Origin of the sequence: Catenulispora yoronensis (assembly GCF_039531695.1) — a bacterium.
GTDB classification, from domain to species: Bacteria; Actinomycetota; Actinomycetes; order Streptomycetales; family Catenulisporaceae; genus Catenulispora; species Catenulispora yoronensis.
The window spans coordinates 18,689-42,919 of the sequence record NZ_BAAAQN010000085.1 but is presented as its reverse complement, the minus strand read 5'-3'; the positions used below and the strand labels follow the sequence as shown (position 1 = coordinate 42,919).

2 protein-coding genes (1 of these 2 running past the window's edge) are annotated in these 24,231 nt (G+C 68.0%); both read right to left on the bottom strand.

Annotated features, from left to right (window positions below; all coding sequences use genetic code 11):
- Window positions 1–15,789: non-ribosomal peptide synthase/polyketide synthase (locus ABD481_RS42285; protein WP_344671556.1), on the bottom strand; the 15,789-nt coding region annotated here is incomplete at its 3' end.
- A 15-nt stretch (window positions 15,790–15,804) separates the two neighbouring features.
- Window positions 15,805–24,231 carry the 3' end of a non-ribosomal peptide synthase/polyketide synthase gene (locus ABD481_RS42280; protein WP_344671555.1) on the bottom strand. It continues 8,496 nt past the right edge of the window, so only the last 8,427 of its 16,923 coding nucleotides appear in the window; the start codon falls outside the window, past its right edge; it ends in the stop codon at window positions 15,805–15,807.

Genomic DNA, 24,231 nt, shown 5'->3' with positions numbered 1-24,231 from the left:
ATCGCAGACCACCGCCACCGCATCCGGACGCTCCACCACATACGCGGCAATCAACTCATGCACACCACCCACCCCAGGCAACCCCACCGCCGTCTCATTCCAACCCCGCACCAACGCCAACTCACCAACACCAACCGCCGGCAAACCCGACAACACCAACTCAGGACCGGCAGCAACCGCCACCAACAACTCCACCCACAACCCCGCCATCCGCTCAACCGTCGACCGATCAAACAAATCAACACTGAATTCCAGGCTCCCGAGAAGCCCACCGTCACGGTGATCGGCCATGTGCAGCGTCAGGTCGAACAGCGCGATGTCCCGCTGCACCCCGGCCGCGCCGGAGACCTCGATCTCACGGAATGTCGCCTGCTCGGCCAGGTCTTCCTGGTCGTAGGTGAACATGACCTGGAACAGCGGGGTCCGGGACCGGTCGCGGTCCGGCTGCAACGCGTCGACCAGTTGCTCGAACGGCAGGTCCTGGTGGTCGTGGGCGTCCAGGAGCTGAGCGCGGACTCCGGCCAGCAGGTCGGTGAACCGCGGATCGCCGCTCAGATCGGCGCGGAGAACCAGAGTATTGACGAAGAACCCGATCAGGTCCTCGGTCTCGGCCCGGTTCCGGTTCGCCACCGGCGTGCCGACCACGATGTCGTCCTGACCGGTGTAGCGCCACAGCAGCACCGTGAATGCCGCGAACAAGGTCGTGAACATCGTCGTCCCGGCATCGCGGGACAGCTCCCGCAGCCGTTCCGTCGTCTCCGCCGGCACCCGGAACTCCGCCAGATCACCGGCCGAGGACCGGATCGCCGGGCGCGGCCGGTCCAGAGGCAGTTCCAGCAGCGGTGCGCCGGACAGGAGTTCCCGCCAGTAGGCGAGCTGCTTGTCGAGGACGGGACCGGTCAGCTGGTCCCGCTGCCACGCCGCGAAGTCCGCGTACTGCACGGTCAGCGGCGCCAACAGCGACAAGGGCGACGGCTCGCCGGCGTGGCAGGCTTCATACAGAACCGCGAGCTCGCGGCGCAGGATCCCGGCCGACCACTCGTCGCAGACCACGTGGTGCAGGCACAGGCTCAGGACATGATCGTCCGGTGCCAGGCGGAGCAGGGTGCCGCGCATCAACGGCCCGGCCGCCAGGTCGAACGGCGTCCTCGCGTCCGCGGCCACCGCGTCGGCCGCCGCGGTGGCGGGGTCGGCCTCGGTGGCCAGGTCCACCAGCGGCAGGTCGAACGCCGACGCCGGGTCGACGACCTGATGCGGCTCGCCGTCGCCGTCCACGGTCAGCCGCGTACGCAGCACCTCGTGGCGTTCGAGCAACGCCGTCAACGCCGCACGGAGCGCCGCGACGTCCAACGGACCGGCCAGCCGCACCGGCATCGGCACGATGTACTCGACCGATCCCGGTTCCAGCTGGTCCAGGAACCACAACCGCTGCTGGGCGAACGACAACGGCAGCGGCGTCGCGGCGCCACGATCCACCGGCACGATCGGCGGGACCACCGTTCCCGGCCCGGCGGTGCCGACAGCGGCGGCGTCGACGACAGCGGCCACGCCTGCGACCGTCGGAGCGTCGAACAAGGTCGCCAACGCGATCTCGACGCCGACCAGGGTCCGGATCCGCGAGGCCAGGCGGGTCGCGAGGAGCGAGTGGCCGCCGAGGTCGAAGAAGTCGTCGGTGACGCCGACCCGGTCCAGACCCAGAACCTCGGCCCAGATCCCGGCGAGGAGTTCCTCGGTGGGAGTGGACGGAGCGGTGAAGGTGTCGGACAGGTCCGGCCGCGTGCCGTCGGGGGCGGGCAGGGCCTTGCGATCCACTTTGCCGTTCGGCGTGCGCGGGATCTCCGACAGCTCGACGAACACCGCCGGGATCATGGAGGCGGGCAGACGCTGTCCCGCGAACCCTCGCAATTCACTGATAGCGGGAATGCCAGCGTTGGCGTCGACCGGGACGAGATAGGCCACCAATCGCTGATCGCCACCGCGATCGGCACCACCGCCGGCACCGGCAACAACCACTGCGGCGGACACCCCGGGGTGCGAGATCAATACCGCCTCGATCTCGCCGGGCTCGATGCGGAAGCCGCGGACCTTCACCTGCTCGTCGGCACGGCCCAGGAACTCCAACTGACCATCAGCACGCCAACGGACCACATCACCAGTGCGATACATCCGCGAACCATCACCCGCGTACGGATCAGCCACAAACCGCTCAGCCGTCAGGCCCGCACGACGACGATAACCACGCGCCACACCGGCCCCGGCAACGAACAACTCCCCCGCCACACCAACCGGCACCGGACTCAAATGCCGATCCAACACAAACACACGCATGTTCCCGATCGGACCACCGATAGGCGGAGCCATACCGTCGACCGGATCGCACTCCGCAACGGACGCACACACCGTGACCTCAGTCGGACCATAAGCATTAAACAAACGCCGACCCGGCGACCAGCGCGCCGCCAACTCAGAACCCAGACGCTCCCCAGCGGTCACCAAAACCCGCACACCAGCCAGATCAGCAGGCTGAAGCACCCCCAACAGAGAAGGCGGCACCGTCGCCACCGTCACACCAGCAGCCGCAACCAACCCGGACAACCGCGCCGGCTCGCTCCGCTCCTGCTCGGAAGCCACCACCAGGCAACCACCCCAGCCCAGAGCCATCACCAACTCCCACACCGAGGCATCAAACGTAAACGGTGCAAAACCCAACACCACATCCGAACCACCGCCGACACCCAACGCAGCACGCTGCGCACCAACCAGGCTCACCAAACCCCGATGACCCAACTGCACACCCTTCGGCCGACCAGTGGAGCCGGAGGTGTAGATCACATAAGCAGCCTGATCCGGCACCACAGAGCCCACCAACGGATCCCCGGAACCGGCATCGATGACCATCCGGGTCAACGGATCATCCAGCACCACCAGCGGTATCCGCCCCGCAGGCAGATCACCCACCGCCTCCGTGCTGCCGACCACAACCGACACACCGCCATCAGCCAGCAAAAACGCCAGACGATCCACCGGGAAACCCGGATCAAGCGGCAGATAGGCACCACCGGCCTTCCACACCGCCACAACCGACACGATCATCTCCACACCACGCCCGAAGCACAGGCCCACCACCGCCTCAGGACCCACACCCAGCGTCCGAAGATGCCGCGCCAACCGATTCGACGCCGCATCCAACTCCCCATACGTCAACGACACGTCGTCACAGACCACTGCGACCACATCCGGAGTCGCCACAGCATGAGCGGCAATCAAGTCGTGCACTCCGGAGACCGCGGACGTCTCCATCTCGGTGGCGTTCCACTCGTCCACCACCTGCCGCCGCTCCGCCGACGGCATGAGCGCGAGCGTCGAGAGCCCACGCTCCGGCGCCGCGACCACCACGGCCAGCAGCTCCTGAAGGGCGCTCACCATCCGCTCGACGGTCGACCGGTCGAACAACCGGGTGCTGAACTGGATCGCGCCGGCCAGTGCGCCGTCGTCCGTGTCGGACAAACCCAGCGTCAGATCCGCCTTGGCCGACAGGACCAACATCGGCTGGGTGTCCTGGGAACCACGGTCACCGCCACCATCGCCAGCACGGCGCTGATCACGACCACGACCGCCGTCACCGGTGACGTAGTTGAACACCACCTGGAACAGCGGGGAACGGGACCGGTCGCGCTCCACGCCCAACGCGTCCACCAATTGTTCGAACGGCAGATCCTGGTGCGCGTAGGCCTCCAGAGTCGCGTTCCGCACCCGGGCCAGCAGTTCGGCGAAGCTCGGATCACCGCTCAGGTCGGTGCGCAGTGCCAGGGTATTGACGAAGAACCCGATCAGGTCCTCGGTCTCGGCGCGGCCCCGGTTCGCGACCGGCGTACCGACGACGATGTCCTCCTGGCCGGAATACCGCGACAGCAGCGCCGTGAACGCGGCGAACAGGGCCATGAACATCGTCGCGCCCCGGTCCCGGGACAGTTCGCGCAGCCGCTCGGCCGTCGCCGGCGGGATCTGGAACTCCACCAGGTCACCGGCCGAGGACCGGATCGCCGGACGCGGCCGGTCCAGAGGCAGCTCCAGCGACAGCGCGTCGGCCAGCCGCTCCCGCCAATAGGCGAGCTGGTCCTCCACCACGGTCCCCGTCAGCCGTTCGCGCTGCCACACCGCGAAGTCCGCGTACTGCACCGGCAACGGAGCCAACGGTGACGGCTGCCCGGCATGGAAGGCCTCATACAACACCGCCAGCTCATGCCGCAGGATCCCCGCCGACCACTCGTCGCAGACCACGTGGTGCAGGCACAGGCTCAGGACGTGGTCCTCCGGAGCGAGTCTGATGAGGGTGCCACGCATCAGCGGTCCGGTAGCGAGGTCGAACGGGGTCACAGCCTCAGCCGCGATCACTTCGCCGGCCGCCACGATCGGATCCTCGGCGGCGCTGACGTCTAGCTCGGCGAGCGCGAATCCGGTAGCCGGGTCAATCGCCTGGCGGGCGTCCCCGTCCGGGCCGGAGAGCAGGCGGGTGCGCAGCACCTCGTGGCGCGCGACGACTTCGTCCAACGCTGCTCGCAGCGCCGGGACGTCCAGCTTGCCAGGCAGACGCACCGGCATCGGCACGTTGTACTCGACCGAACCGGGCTCCAGCTGGTCCAGGAACCACAGCCGCTGCTGCGCAAACGACAACGGCAACGGCACCGAACCATCACGGGCCACCGGCGCCAGCGGAGGAGCGGAGGCCGGCCGGGACGTGGATCCGGACCCGGCGTTCTCGACGGCGGCCGCCAGGCCCGACACAGTGGGGACGTCGAACAAGGCGGCGAGCGGAATCTCGACGTCGAAGACCGCGCGGATACGCGACACGACACGCGTCGCCAACAGCGAATGGCCGCCGAGGTCGAAGAAGTCGTCGGTGACGCCGACCCGATCCAGCCCGAGCACTTCGGCCCAGACCCCGGCGAGGAGCTCCTCGGCGGGGGTGGACGGCGCGGTGAACGTCTCCAGTTCCGGACGGATGCCCTCAGGGACGGGCAGCGCCTTGCGATCGACCTTCCCGTTCGCCGACAACGGCAGGCCCGCCAACTCCACGAAAGCCGCCGGGACCATATAGTCGGGCAGCCGGTCCGCCACGAACCCGCGCAGCTCAGCCACCGACGGCACGCCCACTTCGGGATCGGTCGGCAGCACGTAGCCCACCAGCCGCTGAGCTTCCGGCGGCCCGAACGCGGCCACCACGGCGGAGGCCACCTCGGGGTGGGCCGCCAACACCGACTCGACCTCGCCGAGTTCGATGCGGAAGCCGCGGACCTTCACCTGCTCATCAACCCGGCCCAAAAACTCCAACTGGCCATCCCCGAGCCACCGCACCAAATCACCAGTGCGATACATCCGCGAACCATCAGCAGCGAACGGATCGGCGACAAACCGCTCGGCCGTCAGCGCTGCACGATCGTGATAACCCTGGGCCAGACCAGCCCCCGCAATACACAACTCACCGCCAACCCCGACAGGAACCGGCCGCAAATACCGATCGACCACATACATCTGCGTATTCGCAATCGGACGCCCCACCGGCGGCACCCGATCCACCACGACATCACAGACGAAGAACGACGAAATCACCGTCGTCTCAGTCGGACCATACGCATGTACTAGACGCACCCGTGAACTCCACGCCCCCGCCACCTCCGGACCCATCGGCTCCGCACCACAAATCAACGACCGCAAACTCGGAACACTGGTCGGATCCAACACCCCCAACAACGACGACGGCACACACGCCACCCGCACATCGGCATCCCGCACCAACGCCGCCAGCAAGGAAGGATCACTACGCTGCTCGGCACTGGCCACCACCAACGTCCCACCCGCCGACAAGACGTTCGCCACATCCGAAGCCAAACCATCAAAACCAAACGACACAAACTGCAACACCCCATCACCCACACCCACCCCAAACGCCGAACCCAAACCCTCCGTCAAGTTCACCAACCCACCATGCGGAACCACCACTCCCTTCGGCACACCCGTCGAACCCGACGTATAAATCACATAAGCAACCTGACCCGGCAACACCGGAACCCCAAGTGGCGCCGAAGACAACCCCCCAACCGTCGACTGCACCAGCGGATCATCCAACCAAACAGCAACAGCCCCCTGATCCGCGACAAAATCCGGCGCCACGCCACGACACCCCACCACCACCGACACACCACTATCCGCCACCATAAACGCCAAACGATCACCCGGATACTCCGGATCCAACGGCACATACGCACCCCCCGCCTTCCACACCGCCAACACCGACACCACCATCTCCACACCCCGCCCAAAACACAGACCCACCACCGAACCCACACCCACACCCAAACCCCGCAGATAACGAGCAAGACGATTCGAACGTGCTTCCAACTCCGCATAGCTCAGCGACACATCACCACACACCACCGCCACCACACCCGGGCACTCCACCGCCCGAGCCGAAATCAACTCATGAACACCACCCACACCCGGAACCAACACAGAAGTGGCATTCCACTCCTCGACCATCCGCCGGTATTCCTGCGGAACCAGCACTCCCAGATCTCCGACCGACCGTTCCGGGCCCTCGACGATGGCCCGCAGGAGCCCCGTCAGTTGCTCCCCCAGCTGCCGGATCGTGTCGTCGTCGAAGCGCGCGCGATCGTAGAACAAGCCCAGGCCGAACTCCGGCCCCGGTCGGACCGCGACGGTCAGCGGGTAGTTGGCCTGTTCCCGCGAGATGCTCCCGCGCAGCCGCAGACCGGTCGCCGCGGAGTCCGCCCTGCCCTCGTCCTGGAGCGGGCCGTCCGGGTAGCTTTCGAACACGAAGATGTACTCGAACAACGGCTTGCCGTTGGGGACTTCGCTCCACGCCTGGATCTGCACCAGCGGGGTGTGCTCGAAGGCGCGCGCCGCGACGTTCTCCTTCTGCAACAGCCGCAACCAGTCCGCCACCGGCTGGTCCCGGTCGAGGCGGATGCGTGTCGGCGTGGTGTTGATCAGCAGCCCGACCACGGATTCGACGTCGTCGACGGTGTCGCCGCGTCCTGACGTGGTGACGCCGAACACGACGTCGTCCCGTTCGGAGTAGGCGGCCATGAGGACCGCCCAGGCGCCTTGGACCACGGTGTTCGGGGTAATCCGGTGGCGGCGGGTGAACTCGGCGAGTGCCGCGGTGTCCGCCCGGGACAGCTGGGCCCGGTGGTCGCGGAACTCCTGCTCCCCCGCCGGATCCGAGCCGGCTCTAGTTCGATCAGTTCGATCAGTTCGATCGGTCCGGTCCACTTGCAGTGTCGTGGCGGCGCTGATTCCGCGCAGACGCTCCTGCCAGTAGTCCCGCGCCGCGTCCAAGTCCTGGCCCGAGGTCCAGGAGACATGCTCGCGGAAAGACCGGCGCGCGACGGCCCGGGGCTGGGCGCCGCGCAGGAACGCGCGGTAGGCGTCGACCAGATCGCCGAGGACGATGGGCACACTCCAGCCGTCCATCAGCAGGTGGTGGTAGCTCCACACCATCTGGAAGCGCCGATCGGCCCAGCGGATCAGCGCGATCCGGACCAGTGTCGGCCGGCCGAAGTCGGGACCCCGCAGCCGGTCCTGTTCGAGATGGCGGGCGAGCGCCGCGTCTCGTTCGGCCTCGCCGAGATCCGACCAGTCCCACACGTCGAGCGGCACTCCGCCCGGGACGGACACCACGGACAGCGGTTCCGGAGCCGCGTCCCAGACGACGGTGGTCCGCAGCACCGCGTGCCGCGCGAACACCCACTCCCACGCCCGGCGGAAGACTTCCGGATCCAGTTCGCCTTCCACCAGCAGCGCCTGCTGCACCCAGTAGACGCCGGAGCCCGGGGCGAGCCGGGTGTGGAACAGCATCCCTTGCTGCGACGCGGTCAGCGGGTAGAGGTCCTCGATCGGGGACGGGTGGCGTTCGACGACGGAGTCCAGGGCGGCCTGGTCGAGTCCGGCCAGCGGGAAGTCCGAGGGGGTGAAGCCGCCGGCTCCGGGCGTGCAGCAGTGGTCTATCAGGGTATTGAGTGCGGCGAGATACCCGTGGGCGAGCGCCAGGACGGTCGGCTCGTCGTGGAGCTGATCCGAATAGGACCAGTCGAGCGTGAGCCGTCCGGCTGCCACTTGGCTGTTGATCTCGATCAGGTGGGTTCGCAGGCCTTCCGACGACCGGCTGTCGCCGATCGAGCCGTCGATGCGCGCGAAGCGGGTGGCGCTCCGGCCGGATGCCAGGTCGAACTGACCCAGGTAGTTGAAGCTCACTTCGGCGCGGATCGCGTCGGTCATCGCGGTGTCGGTCAGATAGCGCAGCAGGCCGTATCCGAGCCCGTGGCGGGGAACCGCACGCAGATACTCCTTCGTGCGGCGCAGGGCGATGCCCGGGTCCGCATCCGAGGGAGCTGCGGCGAGCGCAACGGGGAACAGGCTCGTGAACCATCCGACAGTGCGCGACACGTCGACGTCGGCGCCGAGGTCCTCGCGGCCGTGGCCCTCCACGTCGACCAGCACCGCCGGATCGCCGCTCCACGCGGTGAGGACGGTGCCGAGCGCGGTGAGCAGGACGTCGTTGATCTGGGTGCGGTAGGCCTGCGGCACTGTGTGGAGCAGGCGTAACGTCTGCTCAGCACTCAGCGCGAGGCGGACGTGTCGGGTCGACGCGATGGTGTTCACGCCGTCGCGGTCGCGGGGCAGCGGCCGTCCCGCGCCGGACACCGTGCGCCAATATCCGGCCTCGACGTTCGCCTCGGCCGAGTTCGCCAGTTCGCCCAGGCGCGTCGACCACTGGGGGAACGAGGTGGTCTTCGCCGGGAGCCGGACCGGCTGCCCCCGCTCCGCCTGGTCGTAGGCGAGCGCCAGGTCCTCCAGCAGGATCCGGGACGAGACGCCGTCCATCACGACGTGGTGCACCACGACGAGCAGCAGGTGGCCGGATGCGCCGCGGTCGAACAGGACGAAGCGGATCAGCGGGCCGTGTTCGAGGTCGAGGCCGGTCTGCGCTTCGGTGGCCTTGGCCTCGATGAAGGCGTCGGCCGCAGTGTCCGGGTCCGAGGTGGCGACCTCGAACGTCCACAGGGGATCGTCGGACCCTGTCACGATGCGGGCACCCCAGGCGTCGCCTACCCGGTAGAACCGCGAGCGGAGAACGTCGTGGTGGTCGACCAGCGCGTCCACGGCGGTCCGGAGGACCTCCGGATCGAGCCGTTCGGCGATCTCCAGCAGCAGGGTCTGGTTGTAGTGCGCCGGTTCGGGAAGCCGGCGCTGGAAGAACCAGTGCTGGATCGGGGACAGCGGGTACTCTCCGAGCACCGGGCCCTGGTCGGCGTCGGCGGGGCCGTCCTGCTCCGCGACGGTGGCGAGCCGGGCGATCGTCTGGTGCTCGAACATCTGCGGCGGCGTGACACGGAGGCCGCGGGCGCGGGCCCGGGCCACCACCTGGATGCTGATGATGGAGTCGCCGCCGAGATCGAAGAAGTTGTCCTCGACGCCGACCCGGTCCAGCCCGAGGACGTCCGCCCAGACCTCGGCCAGCAGCTGTTCGGTTCGGGTGCGGGGGGCCACGAACCGGTCGGCGAGTTCGGGACGGGCGCCGTCGGGGGCCGGCAGGGCGCCGTGGTCGACCTTTCCGTTGGCGGTCAGCGGGAGCTCGGACAGCTCGACGAACACCGCGGGGAGCATGTGCTCGGGCAGCCGCTGCCCTGCGAAGCCGCGCAGCTCGCTGGTGGTCGGGATGCCCGTGCCCGCGTCGGCCGGAACCAGGTAGGCCACCAGCCGCTGATCCCCGGCGCCGGCGGTGTCGGTGACGACGGCCGCGCGCACCCCGGGATGGGTGGTCAGTACCGCCTCGATCTCGCCGGGTTCGATGCGGAAGCCGCGGACCTTCAGCTGCTTGTCGGCACGGCCCAGGAACTCCAGCTGACCGTCCACGCGCCAGCGGACCACATCACCAGTGCGATACATCCGCGAACCATCACCCGCGAAAGGATCAGCGACAAACCGCTCGGATGTCAGCGCCGCACGATGACGGTAGCCACGTGCCAGACCGGCTCCGGCAACGAACAACTCCCCCGCCACACCAACCGGCACCGGACTCAGATGCCGATCCAGCACGTAGACCTGGACGTTGCCGATCGGACCGCCTATCGGCGGAGCCGTACCGTCATCCGGATCGCACTGCGCGACGGACGCACACACCGTGACCTCAGTCGGACCATACGCATTGAACAAGCGGCGCCCCGCCGACCAGCTCGCCGCCAACTCAGAACTCAGACGTTCCCCAGCGGTCACCAACACCCGCACACCAGCCAGATCAGCAGGCTGAAGCACCCCCAGCAGAGAAGGCGGCACCGTCGCCACCGTCACACCCGCTTCGGCAACCAACCCGGCCAACCGGCTCGGCTCGCTCCGCTCCTGCTCCGAAGCCACCACCAAACAACCACCCCAGCCCAGAGCCATCACCAACTCCCACACCGAGGCATCAAACGTAAACGGCGCAAACCCCAACACCACATCCGAACCACCACCCACACCCAACACAGCACGCTGCGCACCAACCAAACTCACCAAACCCCGATGACCCAACTGCACACCCTTCGGCCGACCGGTCGAACCAGAGGTGTAGATCACATAAGCAGCCTGATCCGGCAGCACCGACACCTCAGGAACCGATGACGGCCCGGACTCGATCACCAGTTTCGTGACCGGATCGTCGACCACCACCACCGGAATCCGCCCCGCGGGCAGATCGCCGACCCCGTCGGCGTCGCCGATCACCACCGACACCCCGGCATCGGCCAGCATGAACGACAACCGGTCCACCGGATACGCCGGATCGAGCGGCAGATACGCACCACCCGCCTTCCACACAGCCACCACCGCCACCACCATGTCCACACCACGACCCAGACACAGCCCCACCACCGCCTCAGCACCCACACCGAACGCCCGCAAATGATGCGCCAGCCGATTCGACGCCGCGTCGAGCTCCGCATACGTCAACGACACGCCGTCGCACACCACTGCGACCGCATCCGGCGTCGCAACACTGTGAGCGGTGATCAGCTGATGAACCCCGTCCACATGCGGGATCTCGATCGCGGTGTCGTTCCAGTCGGTCAGCATCCTGCGGCGCTCGTCCGAGGTCGGCATCGGCAGGTCGGACACCCGTGTCTGCGGACCGGTCGCTGCCGCGTCCAGGAGCGCGATCAGATGTGCGAGCATCCGCTCGATGCTGGAGGCGTCGAACAGGACGCTGCTGTACTCCAGCTCGCCGGCCAGTGATCCGTCCGCGGTCTCGGCCAGTCGGAGCGTCAGGTCGGCTTTCGCCGCGAGGACCGACAACGGCAGCGCGGAGCTGTCCGAGCTGTTGGCGGCGCTGTCGGCGTGGTCGGTGTTGGCGCTGTCGGGGTTGGCGGCGTGGTCGGAGGCCTTGTGCGTGCCGTCTTCCCGGGCCTCGGGATCGTAGTTGAACACCGCCTGGAACAGCGGGGTCCGCGACCGGTCGCGCTCGGGCTGGAGCGCGTCGACCAGCTGCTCGAACGGCAGGTCCTGGCGGTCGTACGCACCGAGCGTCGTCCTACGGACCCGGCTCACCAGGTCGGCGAACGTCGGGTCGCCGGACAGGTCGGTGCGGAGAACCAGGGTGTTGACGAAGAACCCGATCAGGTCCTCGGTCTCGGCCCGGTTCCGGTTCGCGACCGGCGTGCCGACGACGATGTCCTCCTGGCCGGAGTAGCGCGACAGCAGCGCGGAGTAGGCGGCGAACAAGGTCATGAACATCGTCGCGCCGCAGGTCCGGGAGACCGCACGCAACAGTTCGACCGTCTCCGGTGGGATACGGAACTCCAGCAGGGCGCCGGCCGAGGAGCGGATCGGCGGACGAGGGTGGTCCAGCGGCAGGTCCAGGGACGGCGCTTCGGCCAGCCGCGCGCGCCAGTAGGCGAGCTGCGTGTCGAGAACCGACCCGGACAGCCAATCCCGTTGCCAGACCGCGAAGTCCGCATACTGCACCGGCAACGGCGCCAGCGGCGACGGCCGACCGGCACGGAACGCCTCATACAAGGACGTCAGCTCATGACGCAGGATCCTGACCGACCACTCGTCGCACACCACATGGTGCAGGCACAGGCTCAGGACGTGGTCCTCGGATCCCAGACGGATCAAGGTGCCGCGCATCAGCGGCCCGGCCGCCAGGTCGAACGGCGTCACGGCGTCGGCGACGATCGCCTCACCGGCCGCGGCGACCGGATCGGCCGCGTCGCTCACGTCCAGCTCCGCCAGAGCGAACCCGGCGGCGGGGTCGACGACCTGATGGGGTATCCCGTCGGCCCCGGCGACCAGGCGGCTGCGCAGCACCTCGTGCCGTTCCAGAACCGCGTCGAACGCCGCCCGCAGCGCCGGGACGTCCAACTCGCCGGTGAACCGCAGCTCGGCGGGGAGGTTGTACTCCGCCGACCCGGGCTCCAGCCGGTCCAGGAACCACAAGCGCTGCTGGGCGAACGACAGCGGCAGCGACCGACCGGCGCGGTCGACCGGCGTGATCGGCGGCGCGACGGACGACGGCCCGGCGGCGGTATCGATCACGGTGGCGTCGATCGCGGCGGCGAGGCCGGTCACGGTCGGGTCGTCGAACAGAGTGGCGAGCGGGATCTCGACGTCCAGGACGGCGCGAATGCGCGATACGACGCGGGTCGCGAGGAGCGAGTGGCCGCCGAGGTCGAAGAAGTCATCGGTGACGCCGACCCGGTCCAGGCCCAGAACCTCGGCCCAGATCCCGGCGAGCAGCTCCTCGACGGGGGTGGACGGCGCGGTGAACGCGGATGTCGTCTCCGGCCGCATACCATCGGGCGTCGGCAGGGCCTTGCGATCGACCTTGCCGTTCGGCGTGCGCGGGATCTCCGACAGCTCGACGAGCACTGCCGGGATCATGTACTCGGGCAGCCGCTGTCCTACGAACCCCCGCAGTTCGCTGACAGTCGGAATGCCCGTGCCCGCATCGGCCGGAACGAGGTAAGCCACCAGCCGATCGCCGACGTCGCCGTGAGCAACGACCACAGCGGACGACACACCTGGGTGCGAGGTCAGTGCCGCCTCGATCTCGCCGGGCTCGATCCGGAAGCCGCGGACCTTCACCTGCTCATCGATCCGGCCCAGGAACTCCAACGCGCCATCGGCACGCCGGCGCACCAGATCGCCAGCGCGATACATCCGGGAACCATCGGCGCCGAACGGATCCGGGACGAATCGCTCCGCCGTCAGAGCCGCACGGTCGTGGTATCCGCGAGCCAGGCCGGAACCGGAGATGAACAACTCGCCGGTCACCCCGACCGGCACCGGGTTCAGATGACGGTCCAAGACGTGGAGGCGCGTGTTGGCTATGGGATGGCCAAGCGAGACTGCTTCACCGGAGGTGACCTCGGCGCAGGAGGACCAGATCGTGGTCTCGGTCGGGCCGTACATGTTCCACAACTCGACACCGGCGCCAACCAGCCCATCAGCCAGACTCGGCGGCAGCGCCTCACCACCACACAACACCCGCAGGCCCGGCGACGGAACCCAACCATCATCCAGCAGCATCCGCCACGTCGACGGCGTCCCCTGCACCCAACCAGCACCAGTCGCCGCAAGCAGCGAAGGCACCGCTTGCGGCGACTCGGCCACCACCAACCGCGCCCCCACGGTCAGCGGCCCGAACAACTCCAGACCAGCGATATCAAACCCGAACGTCGTCACCGCCACAGCCACATCACCCGACGACAAACCCGGACGACCAGCCATCGAGGCGAGCAGATTCAGCAACGAACCCTGCGACACCACCACACCCTTAGGCCGACCCGTCGACCCCGAGGTGTAGATCACATAAGCAGCCTGATCCGGCCAAGTCGCGACAGACAAAGCGGTCGACGGCTCCGCCGCGATCCGCGCCACAACCTCCGGATCATCAAGCCACACCGCCGCAGAAACCTGCTCGGCCACACTGTCCGGCACGATCGACCGGTGCCCGACCAGCAACGACGCCCCAGAGTCGGCCAGCATGAACGACAACCGATCCACCGGATAATCAGCATCCAGCGGAAGAAATGCCCCACCGGCCTTCCACACCGCCAAACACGCCACAACGAGATCCACACCCCGCCCCACACACAAACCCACCACCGACTCAGCACCCACACCCAGCCCGCGCAGCCGGTGCGCCAACCGATTCGCCCGCAGATCCAACTCCGCATAGGTCACAACATCGCCGCCACACTCCACCGCGACCCGATCCGGACGACGCAGCGCCTGACCCGCAATCAACCCATGAACACCGCCAACACCAGGAAGCTGCTCATCAGTAGCGTTCCAACCGGCCAACGCCCGGCGCTCACCACCAGTAAGCACCGGCAGCTCCGATACACGCAGCTCCGCGTCACCGGCCACTGCCTCCAGCACCATCAACAGATGCCCGGCCAACCGCTCCATCCGCGACACGTCGAACAACGCAGTGCCGTACTTCACCGACCCACTCAGACCACCATCACCCGACTCCAGCATCCCCAGCGTCAGGTCGAACTTCGACACCTCCGGTGCGGCGCCGAACGCCACGACGTCCAACCCCGCGAGCCGCAGCGGCTCGGCATCGCCGACGCCGTAGTCGAACATCACCTGGAACAACGCCGACCGCGACCGGTCCCGCTCCGGCTGCAACGCCTCCACCAACTGCTCGAACGGCAGATCCTGGTGCTCGAAGGCGCCGAGCGACGCGGCACGGACCCGGCCCAGCACCTCCGCGAACGTCGGGTCGCCGCTCAGATCCGCGCGCAGAACCAGTGTGTTGAGGAACAGCCCGATCAGGTCCTCGGTCTCGGCCCGGTTCCGGTCGGCCAGCGGCGTGCCGACCACGATGTCGTCCTGGCCGCAGTAGCGCGACAGCAGCGCAGTGAACGACGCGAGCAGCGTCATGAACATCGTCGCCCCGGCGTCCCGGGACAACGCCCGCAGCCGATCGGCCGTGGCCGCCGGGACCTGGAACTCCACGACGCCGCCGGCGTGCGAGCGCGACGCCGGACGCGTCCGGTCGGCGGGCAGCTCCAGCGGCCTGGCGCCGGCGAGCCGCTCGCGCCAGTACGCCAACTGCTCGTCCAACACCGGGCCGGTCATCCGGTTCCGCTGCCATACCGCGAAGTCGGCGTACTGGACCGGCAACGGCGGCAGCGGCGACGGCTCGCCCTTGGCGAACGACTCGAAGAGAACGGTGAGCTCGCGCCGCAGAATCCCCGCCGACCACTCGTCCGAGACCACGTGGTGCAGGCACAGGCTCAGGACATGATCGTCGGGCCCGAGGCGGATCAGAGTGCCGCGAATCAATGGCCCGGCGGCCAGGTCGAAGGGGGCGACCGCGTCGGCGGCGACGAGGTCACCGGCCGCCGCGACGGGATCGGCGGCGTCACCGACGTCCAGCTCCACCAGGGCGAAGCCGGCCGGCTCGTCGACGACCTGACAGGCCACGCCGTCGGCGGCGGCCACCAGACGGGTCCGTAACACCTCGTGGCGTTCGACGATCGTGTCGAGAGCCGCCCGCAGCGCGGCGACGTCCAGTTCGCCGGTCAGCCGCAGCCCGACCGGCATCGCGTACTCCGCCGACCCCGGCTCCAAGCGGTCCAGGAACCACAACCGCTGCTGCGCGAACGACAACGGCACCGGCGACAAGCCCTCGGGGCGGCGCCGCACCTTCGCGACCGCAGTGGTGCGGGCCCCGCCCAACCGCCGCCGCAGCAGCTCCTGCTTCGATTCGGAAAGCACAGTGGACCTCCGGGGTCAGCGATGCCGGGCGATGTCGGCGCTCAACCGCTTGCCGATCGCGGCCGCGGCATCGTCGTGGATCACGGTGAAGTGCCCCTGCGGCACCGGCACGATCTCCGGCTCGCGCCGCAGCAGGGACCGCCACTGCCGAACCGTCGCACGGCGGGCGTCGGCGGGGTCGTCGTCGGGGAGGAACAGGACAACGTGGCCGTCGTAGGGGTCGGCGGCCCGGTGCGAGTCGTTTCGGTGGCGGATCGCAGCCTGTTGATTGATCAGACGAACGCGCGCGGATCGGGGGTCCGGTCCCGGTTCGTCCTCAGGTCCGAGCACGGCGGCGTCGCGGTCGTCTGGATCCCGATCCCGATCCCGATCCCGATCCAGGTTCGGGCCGCGCAGGGCGTGGACCGGCGGAGCCATCAAGAACACCGCCGGTACTTCCCGGCCTTGCGCGACCAGTCGGCGCGCCATCTCCACCGCGACGTAGCCGCCCATCGACCAAGCGGCGAAGAGGTAGGGGCCTTCGGGCTGGAGGGCCACCACCTCTTCCAGGTAGGCGGCGGCCATCTCCTCGACGGTCTCCAGCGGCTGCTCGCCGTCAACCAGCCCTCGCGAGCGGAGTCCGATGAACTGCTGGCCGTCGGCGAGGTGGCCGGCCAGCTCGGAGAACTCGGTGACGTCACCGGTGAAGGAGTGGACGCAGAACAGGGCGGGGAGCGCCTTACCGCTGCGGACGACGACGGCCGACCGTAGTTCGGTCGGGGAGGTCGTCGTGGCGATCGTCCGTTCCTGGAGCAGCGGAGCCGTTCCGGCGACGGTCGGTTGGGAGAAGATGTCGCCGACGCCGACGTCAAAACCCTCGGCGCGAACGCGGGCGATGACCTGGGTGACGAGGAGGGAGTGGCCGCCGAGGTCGAAGAAGTCGTCGGTGACGCCAACCCGGTCCAGGCCCAGCACCTCGGCCCAGATCCCGGCAAGAAGCTTCTCGGCAGGGGTGGAGGGCGCGGTAAAGGCGGCGGCCAGGTCGGGGCGTAGGCCGTCGGGGGCCGGCAGGGCCTTGCGATCGGTCTTGCCGTTGGGGGTGCGAGGGACCGCCGATATCTCGACGAACACCGCCGGAACCATGTAGTCCGGCAACCGGTAACCGGTGAAGGCTCGCAGTTCACTGATGGCGGGGAGACCGGCGTCCGTATCCGTGGGGACCAGGTAGGCCACCAGGCGTCGATCGCTGCCGTCGCCATCGGCGACGACCACGGCGGCGGACACGCCGGGGTGCGTCGCCAAGACGGCCTCGACCTCGCCCGGCTCGATCCGGAAGCCGCGCACCTTCACCTGGTCGTCGACCCGGCCCAGGAACTCGACCCGGCCATCGGGACGCCACCGAGCCCGATCACCAGTGCGATACATCCGCGAGCCATCGGCGACGAACGGGTCGGCGACGAACGTCTGAGCCGTCAGCGCTGCACGATTGCGGTAACCACGCGCGATACCGGCGCCGGCAATGTAGAGCTCGCCGATCACCCCGACCGGTACCGGGCTCAGAGACCGGTCCAGCACATGCAGGCGTGTGTTCGGCAGCGGAGCACCGATCGGCACCGGGCCCGAGCCGACGATGGCCGGGTCGAGAACCGTGGCGGCCGCACCGATGGTGGCCTCGGTCGGACCGTAGTGGTTGACGATCTGCCGGTCCCCGGCCTGCTCCAGCAGTGAGCGGACCAGCTCCGGGGACGCGGCCTCGCCGCCGAGAATCAGGGTTCGAGCAGGCAGCAGGTCCGCCATGCTGCCTTGGGTCGCCAGCGCCGCCAAATGCGAGGGGACGATCTTCAGATAGTCGACATCAGCACCCTGCACATCAGCCGAGATCCGTAGCCGACCGCCGGTGGCCAGGCAGGTGAACACCATGGTGTTGGCGAAGTCCGTCACCACCGACTGCACCAACCCGTAGGTACGCCCCACACCGCCGATACCGACCCGATCGGCCACGCCGGAGATGTAGTCGATCAAGCCGCGGTGCGTGACCTGGACGCCCTTCGGCCGGCCGGTCGAACCAGAGGTGTAGATCACATAAGCAGCCTGATCCGGCACCACAGAGCCCACCAACGGATTTCCGGAACCACCATCGATCACCATCCGGGTCAACGGGTCATCCAGCACCACCAGCGGTATCCGCCCCGCAGGCAGATCACCCACCGCCTCAGCACTGCCAACCACCACCGACACACCGCCATCAGCAAGCAGAAACGCCAGACGATCCACTGGGAAACCCGGATCAAGCGGCAGATATGTACCACCGGCCTTCCACACCGCCACGATCGAGACGATCATGTCCACGCCACGCCCGAAGCACAGCCCCACCACCGCCTCAGGACCCACACCCAACGTCCGAAGATGCCGCGCCAACCGATTCGACGCCGCATCCAGCTCCGCATACGTCAACGACACGTCATCGAACTCGACTGCCGGCGCGTCCGGGCGTTCGACCGCCTGAGCCGCGATCAACTCATGCACCCCGGCGGCCGCCGGGACCGGCGTCGCGGTGTCGTTCCAGCCGGACAGGTCCTGGCGCTCGTCGGCGGTGAGCAGCGGCAGCTCCGACACCCGCACCGCCGCATCGGCCGCGACGGCATCGAGCAGCGACACCAGATGCCCGGCCATCCGCTCCACCGTCGACCGATCGAACAAGGCCGAACTGAACTCCAACGCCGCGGACAACGCGCCGTCGTCGTCGGAGAACATCAGCCGCAGATCGAACTTGGCCCGGACTCCGCCCGACAACGCCGCGTCCGACTCCGACCGCGCATCCGGCTCGGACTCCCGTGTCCCGCCCTCGAGCGCCGAATAGTTGAACAGCACCTGGAACAGCGGGGAGCGGGACCGGTCGCGATCCGGTTGCAGCACGTCGACGAGCTGTTCGAAGGGCAGGTCCTGGTGCGCGTAGGCAGCCAGCGCCGTGCGCCGGACCCGGCTCACCAGATCGGTGAACGTCGGATCGCCGGACAGGTCGGTGCGCAGCACCAGAGTGTTGACGAAGAACCCGATCAGGTCCTCGATCTCGGCCCGGTTCCGGTTCGCGACCGGCGTGCCGACCACGACGTCGTCCTGGCCGGAATAGCGCGACAGCAGCGCGGTCCAGGCCGCGAACAGGGTCATGAACATCGTGGCACCGGCGTCGCGAGAGGCCGCCCGGAGGCGCTGCGACGTCTCCGCCGGAATCCGGAACTCCACCAGTCCACCGGCCGAGGACCGGACCGCCGGACGCGGACGGTCCACAGGCAGCTCCAGGACCGGCGCCCCGGACAGGTGCCGCTGCCAGAACGCGAGGTGCTCGTCGAGGACCGGGCCGGTCAGCCAGTTCCGCTGCCACACTGCGAAGTCCGCGTACTGGACAGTCAGCGGCGGCAGCGCGGACGGTTCCCCGTGCCGGAAGGCGTCGTAGAGGACCGTCAGCTCGCGCTCCAGGATCCCGGCCGACCACTCGTCCGAGACCACGTGGTGCATGCACAGGCTCAGGACGTGGTCGGCGGGTCCGAGCCGGATCAGAGTGCCGCGAATCAGCGGCCCGGTTGCCAGGTCGAACGGTCTGACGGCGTCCGCGGCCACCAGGTCCCCAGCCGCGGACATCGGGTCGGGGTCGGCCGAGAGATCCACTATCGGCAGCTCGAACCCGCCAAAGGTATCAATGATCTGATAGGGGACGCCGCGATCCCCTTCGACCAGGCGGGTGCGCAGCACCTCGTGGCGGGCGACGACCTCGTCCAACGCCGCCCGCAGCGCCAGAACGTCCAGCTCGCCAGGCAACCGCACCGGCATCGGCACGTTGTACTCCACCGAACCGGGCTCCAGCTGGTCCAGGAACCACAGCCGCTGCTGCGCAAACGACAGAGGCAACGACACCGAGCCATCACGGGCTACCGGCACCAGCGGCGGAACGGAAGCCGATCCGGCCTCGGAGCCGAACCCCGCGCGCTCAATGACCGCGGCCAGCCCCGCCACCGTCGGCTCGTCGAACAACGAAGCCAACGCCACCTCGACCCCGAACACCACCCGGATCCGCGACACCACCCGCGTCGCCAACAACGAATGCCCACCCAGATCAAAAAACCCGTCGCCCACCCCCACCCGATCCAGCCCCAACACCTCAGCCCAAATCCCGGCGAGGAGCTCCTCGGCCGGCGTCGACGGCGCCCGGTACGCCTCCAGTTCCGGACGGACACCCTCGGGAACCGGCAGCGCCTTGCGATCGACCTTCCCGTTCGCCGACAACGGCAGCGATGCCAGCTCCAGGAACACGGCTGGAACCATGTAGTCCGGCAACCGCTCCCCGGCGAAGGACCGCAGCACGGCGATCGGGGGGATGCCCGCATCCTGATCGGACGGCACCAGATACGCCACCAGCTTCTTGGCTTCCGGCGGGCCGAACGCCGCCACCACCACGGATCCGATCCCGGGATGGGCCGCGAGCGCGGCTTCGACTTCACCGAGTTCGATGCGGAAGCCGCGGACCTTCACCTGCTCATCAACCCGGCCCAAAAACTCCAACTGGCCATCACCAAGCCACCGCACCAAATCACCAGTGCGATACATCCGCGAACCATCAGCAGCAAACGGATCAGCCACGAAACGCTCCGCCGTCAACACCGCACGATCGTGATAACCCTGGGCCAGGCCAGCCCCCGCAATACACAACTCGCCACCAACCCCGGCAGGCACCGGCCGCAAAAACCGATCCACCACATACATCTGCGTATTCGAAATCGGACGCCCCACCGGCGGCACACGGTCCACCACGGCATCACACACAAAAAACGACGAAATCACCGTCGTCTCAGTCGGACCATACGCATGCACCAAACGCACCCGCGAACTCCACGCCCCCGCCACCTCCGGACCCATCGGCTCCGCACCACAAATCAACGACCGCAGACTCGGAACACTGACCGGATCCAACACCCCCAACAACGACGACGGCACACACGCCACCCGCACATCAGCGTCCCGAACCAGCGCCGCCAACAGAGAAGGATCACTACGCTGCTCGGCACTCGCCACCACCAACGTCCCACCCGCCGACAGGACGTTCGCCACATCCGAAGCCAAACCATCAAAACCAAACGACACAAACTGCAACACCCCATCACCCACACCCACCCCAAACGCCGAACCCAAACCCACCACCAAATTCACCAACCCACCATGCGGAACCACCACCCCCTTCGGCACACCCGTCGAACCCGACGTATAAATCACATAAGCAACCTGACCCGGCAACACCGGAACCTCAAGTGGCGTCGAAGACAACCCCTCAAGCGTCAACTGCATCAGCGGATCATCCAGCCAAACAGCAACAGCCCCCTGATCCGCCACGAAATCCGGCGCCACCCCACGACACCCCACCACCACCGACACACCACTATCCGCCACCATAAAAGCCAACCGATCACCCGGATACTCCGGATCCAACGGCACATAAGCACCCCCCGCCTTCCACACCGCCAACACCGACACCACCATCTCCACACCCCGCCCAAAACACAGACCCACCACCGAACCCACACCCACACCCAAACCCCGAAGATGACGAGCAAGACGATTCGAAGACGCCTCCAACTCCGCATAGCTCAGCGACACATCACCACACACCACCGCCAGCACGCTCGGGCACTCCACCGCCCGAGCCGAAATCAACTCATGCACACCACCCACACCCGGAACCAACGCAGAAGTGGCATTCCACTCGGTCAGAATCCTGTGACGCTCCGGTCCGTCGAGAATCGCCAACTCCGACACCCGCGTCCCGGCGTCGCCGGCCACCGAGCCGAGCAGCCCCACCAGGTGCCCGGCCATGCGCTCGACGGTCGACCGGTCGAAGAGTCCTGTGCTGTAGACCAGCGCACCGGACAAGCCATCACCGTCTGCCAGGCTCAGCGCGAGGTCGTACTTCGCGGGGATCGCCGACGCGGAATCCAGGTCGGCCGCGTCACCGCCGTCGCTCTCATCAGCGGTGCTCTCCTCGGCGCCGGACTGGGCGTAGTTGAACAGCACTTGGAACAGCGGTGTCCGAGAGCGCTCGCGGCCCACCCCGAGGGCCTCCACCAACTGTTCGAACGGCAGGTCCTGATGGTCGTAGGCGTTCAGCGCCGCGCCGCGCACGCGGGCCAGCAGATCGGTGAACGTCGGATCGTCGGAGAGATCGGTACGCAGTACCAGGGTATTGACGAAGAACCCGATCAGATCTTCGGTCTCGGCGCGGTTCCGGTTCGCGACCGGGGTGCCGACCACAATGTCGTCCTGACCGGAGTAGCGCGACAGCAGGACCGTGAACGCCGCGAACAACGTCATGAACATCGTCGCGCCGGTCTCCCGGGACAGCGCCCGCAGCCGCTCGACGATCTCCGGCGGGACCTGGAACCGCACCAGATCGCCCGAGGTCGAGCGGACCACCGGACGCGGCCAATCGGTCGGCAGCTCCAGGGTCGCCGCACCGGCCAGCTGGTTCTTCCAGTAGCCGAGTTGCGCGTCGAGGACCGAACCCGTCAGCCATTCCCGCTGCCACACCGCGAAATCGGCGTACTGCACGGCCAACGGCGCCAGCGGCGAGGGCCGACCCTGACGGAACGCGTCGTAGAGGGCTGCGAGCTCGCGACGCAGGATCACCGCGGACCACTCGTCGGAGACGACGTGATGCATGCACAGGCTCAGCACGTGATCATCCGGCCCGAGACGCAGCAAGGTGCCGCGAACCAGCGGCCCGGCGGCGAGGTCGAACGGAACAACCGCGTCGGCCGCCGCCAGACCAGCTGCGGCAACCAGCGGATCGGGCTCGGCCGACAGGTCCGTCACCCGCAGTCCGAAACCGCTCGGCGGATCGACGACTTGGTAGGCGATCCCGTCCGCGTCATCGGCGACGAGGCGCGTCCGCAACACCTCGTGGCGCTCGACGACCGCGTCCAACGCCGAGCTCAGAGCCGCGACGTCCAGGTCGCCCGAGAAGCGCAGCCCGAGCGGGATGTTGTACTCCACGGACGCCGGGTCCAGCCGGTGCAGGAACCAGAGCCGCTGCTGGGCGAACGACAACGGCAGCGGCACCGAGCCGGTCCGGGCCACCGGCACGATCGGCGGGGCCGAGGGCGCCGATCCGGCGGTTTCGACGACCCGGGCCAGGCCGGTGACGGTGGGCTGATCGAACAGGTCGGCGAGGGCGATCTCGACGCCGAGGACGGCGCGGATGCGGGACACGACGCGCGTCGCCAGCAGGGAATGGCCACCGAGATCGAAGAAGTCGTCGGACACGCCGACCCGATCCAGACCCAGGACTTCGGCCCAGATGCCGGCCAGGAGTTCCTCAGTGGGGGTCGAGGGCGCTGCGAACCCGGCGGTCAGATCGGGGCGGACGCCGTCGGGAGCCGGCAGGGCTTTGCGATCGATTTTGCCGTTGGGGGTGCGCGGAATCGCCGAGATCTCGACGAACACCGCAGGGACCATGTGGTCCGGCAGCCCGCGGCCGGTGAAGGCTCGCAGCTCACTGACAGCGGGAAGTCCCGCGTCCGGATCGGCGGGGACCAGGTAGGCCACCAGGCGCCGATCGCCGCCCTCGCCATCGGCGACGACCACAGCGGACGACACGCCAGGATGCGCAGCCAGAACAGCTTCGACCTCACCCGGCTCGATCCGGAACCCGCGCACCTTCACTTGGTCGTCGACCCGCCCCAGGAACTCGACCAGACCATCGGCCCGCCACCGAGCCCGGTCACCGGTGCGATACATCCGCGAGCCGTCGTCGGCGAACGGATCGGCGAGGAAGCGCTCGGCAGTCAGCGACGTACGGTTGCGGTAGCCACGCGCGACACCGGTGCCGGCGATGTAGAGCTCACCTGCCACACCGATCGGCACCGGGCGCAACGACCGATCCAGAACATACAGACGGGTATTCGGCAGCGGAGCGCCGATCGGTACCGAGCCCGAGCCGACGATGGTTGCGTCGAGAACTGTGGCGGCGGCACCGATGGTGGCCTCGGTCGGGCCATAGTGGTTGACGACCTGACGGTCCCCAGCCTGCTCCAGCAGCGAACGGACCAGCTCCGGCGAAGTTGCCTCGCCGCCGAGAATCAGGCTTCGAGCAGGCAATAGGCCTGCCAGGCTGCTTTCGCTCGCGAGCGCCGCCAGATGCGACGGAACGATCTTCAGATAGTCGACATCAGCACCCTGCACATCAGCCAGGATCCGCAGCCGACCACCCGTGGCCAGACAAGTGAACACCATGGTGTTGGCGAAGTCCGTCACCACCGACTGCATCAGTCCGTAGCTGCGCCCCACACCGCCGATACCAACCCGATCAGCCACGCCGGAGATGTAGTCGATCAAGCCGCGGTGCGTGACCTGCACACCCTTCGGCCGACCCGTCGAACCCGAGGTGTAGATCACGTACGCGACCTGATCCGGCAGCAC